This is a genomic window from Synechococcus sp. R60.1 (assembly GCF_047461835.1).
Classification (GTDB): Bacteria; Cyanobacteriota; Cyanobacteriia; order Thermostichales; family Thermostichaceae; genus Thermostichus.
Genome location: NZ_JANSIA010000149.1, coordinates 1 through 2,635 on the forward strand (window position 1 = coordinate 1; position 2,635 = coordinate 2,635).

At 58.7% G+C, this 2,635-nt stretch carries 2 protein-coding genes and 1 tRNA gene; 1 reads left to right on the top strand and 2 read right to left on the bottom strand.

Features of this window, described 5'->3' with window-relative positions:
• Positions 1 to 77: 77 nt before the first annotated feature.
• Positions 78 to 1,517, bottom strand: coding sequence for a 9,9'-di-cis-zeta-carotene desaturase (zds, locus tag NW834_RS13545; protein WP_414418463.1), 1,440 nt, complete (start codon positions 1,515 to 1,517; stop codon positions 78 to 80).
• 152 nt (positions 1,518 to 1,669) lie between these two features.
• Here zds and NW834_RS13550 point away from each other — a divergent pair.
• Positions 1,670 to 1,741: transfer RNA gene (locus NW834_RS13550), tRNA-Gly, on the top strand.
• Between the two features lie 49 nt (positions 1,742 to 1,790).
• Here NW834_RS13550 and NW834_RS13555 read toward each other — a convergent pair.
• Positions 1,791 to 2,531 (bottom strand): D-alanyl-D-alanine carboxypeptidase family protein, encoded by a 741-nt coding sequence (locus NW834_RS13555; RefSeq protein ID WP_414418464.1) that lies wholly within the window; start codon positions 2,529 to 2,531, stop codon positions 1,791 to 1,793.
• Positions 2,532 to 2,635: the final 104 nt, after the last annotated feature.

A 2,635-nucleotide genomic window follows, 5' to 3' on the forward strand; every position in this document is an offset into this window, starting at 1 on the left:
GTAGTAATCCGTACTGAACATATTATACATTATTTTCAGTATAGTTGAGCTTATTATTGACTAGAGTCATGCTCCTATCAGGGATCCCTGTGGGCAGCCAGAATGGCCTGAGCAGCCAGGTGGCCGGAGAGGGTGGCCCCTTCCATGCTGTCGATGTAGTCTTGGGCGGTGTAGCTGCCGGCAAAAAAGAAGTTGGGTATTGGGGTCTTTTGCTGTGGGCGATAGGGATCCATGCCCGGCGCTTCTCGATAGAGGGAGTGGGCCAGTTTCACCACGCTGTACCAGGTCATGTTCAGTTGCCGGGATGAAGGAAACAGCTCGTGGACTTGGTGCAACACGTGCTGGGCAATTTGCTCGTTGGGCATGGAAATGAAGGGATCCCCCGGCGTGAGCACGCATTGTAGCAGGGATCCCTGGCCGGGTTTGTAGTAGTCGGCGGGGCTGGTGAGGGCCAGATCGGCAAAGCAGGAAAAATCGGCATCGGCGGTGTAGAGGAGATTGTCGATACCCAGAGCCTCTGGGTGTTGGCTGGCTCGTTTGGCCTGGCCTTGGGGGTTCAGCTCCGTCACCCAGCCATCGAAGCGCAACTGCACCGTGGCCACCGGTACGGATTCCAGCTTGTAGAGGTTGTCGAACTGAGGCCACTGCCGCCACACTTCCGGGATCAGCCGCTTGGCCCCTTCCACCGCCGCTGCGCACACGTACACATCTGCCTCTACCCGCTCTCCATTGGCCAAGAGCAAGCCGGTCACCGCGTAGGGAGGAGAGTCGTTCACTTCAATGCGACTGACCCCTCTGCGGGTGTGGATCTGGCCCCCACGGGCTTGGATGTAGCGGACGATGGGCTGAGTGAGGTAGGTGTCCGGGGATCCCTTGAGGAAATTGAGCTTGGAGGCCTCTGTTTTGCTGGCAAACATCTGAAAGATCGTCAGCATGCAGCGGGCAGAAATCTGCTCTGTATCGATAAAGCCCAAGGCATAGGCAATCGGGTTCCACATCCGCTTCAGGCTACCCTCGGATCCCCCATGCCGCCGAAACCAATCGGCAAAGCTCATCCGATCCAAGGCGCGAATTTGCCGCATTGCCCCTTCATAGTCCAGCAAGCCGCGAATCAAAGGGCTGGTGCCCAGCGCCAAGGCGTTGCGCAGCTTGTCCGCCCAAGAGAGCTGCTCGGTGGTGAAAAAAGCTTTGAGGCCGTTGAAAGGCGCCCCCAGGGGAAAGCGAAAATCCAGACTGGCCGTTTGCCCACCTCGGTTGACAAAGGTGTGGGTGTGTTGCTTGGGCAGCAGGTTCTCGTAGGCCCCCACCTTTTTCATCAGGGCAAACAAATTGCTGTAGTTGCAGAAAAAAACGTGCAGCCCCATCTCGATGTGGTTGCCATCGGCATCCTGCCAGGATCCCACCTTGCCGCCGACAAAAGGCCGCGCCTCGTAGAGCTGCACCTCGTGTCCTGCTTCAACCAAATCGACTGCCGTCACCAACCCGGCCAATCCGGCCCCAATAATGGCTACCCGCATAGCAATACCCTCAAACAGGCGCTGCCCGGGATCCCGCCCAGACCTGACGCAACTGCAAAGAAAGATGAACTTCTCTCATTCTGGAACAAAATGCGCCGGGGATCCCTGACTTGACAAACCACCGCAAAACTTGCCATCATAAATTTCCCGACGCGGATGTAGCTCAGTGGTAGAGCTTCTCGTTGCCAACGAGACGGTCGCGCGTTCGAATCGCGTCATCCGCTCTTTGGGCCCTCACCCCCAGCCCCCCTCCCCTCAGAAGAAGGGAGTTGGCTAGCGCTTGTAAAAGGTCTCTAGGCTATGGCGGTCGCCCACAAAGCGCCAGTGCCAGGGTTCGTAATTCACCCCCTGAGAGTTGTTTCTGGGGAAAGACAGCTCAAAGCCAAAGCGGGCCGCGTTGCTCTGCAGCCACTGGAAGGCCGGGGTGGTCTCAAAGGCTTCTTGAGTATCCCACTGCGGAAACTCGGCATCCCCAAGGTCGATGGCATAGCCGGTGTGGTGCTCGCTGTAGCCAGGGGGAGCGCTGACCGCAGCTCGCTCCTCGGGTCGCAAGGCTCGGGATTGAGCCAATTGAAAAAACAAGAATTCCTGATCCGCAATGGAGCGAAACCCGGAAATGGGGACAAGGCGGATCCCGGCAGCTTGAGCTGCTTCGCTCATGCGAAGGTAACTTTCGGCAGCCGCCTGGCGCAGGCGCACCTCTCGACCACGGTAGCTGCCCACCACCCGCAAGCTGTCTGCAGGGGCTTCGGAATAGGCATAGTGCCCCAACAGAGAAGGTCGCCCATTCTGCACAGTTGGCTGCGGCAGAGAGGGCTGACCGGCTTCCTCCAGAACTTGGGGATCCGCCGCCTGCTGGGATCCCGGTAACTTCTCTATCCCCCAACCTGCCAAGAGCAACAGCCCAACCAGCACCAGGCCCAAGACTAGACGGGACCTCAGGGCAGGCACCGAACTTTGCGCTTTTTTCGCCGGAGTGGACTGGCGACGGGCAACCGGAATGTCGTCGTTCATGCGCAAAGGCCGGGATCTAGCGAGGAGTAGTAAACTACCCGACCCTGACTGCTTCGCAGTACAGGGCGGGCTTAAGGCCTCCGGCCCGCTGGCGCGAACGGTAG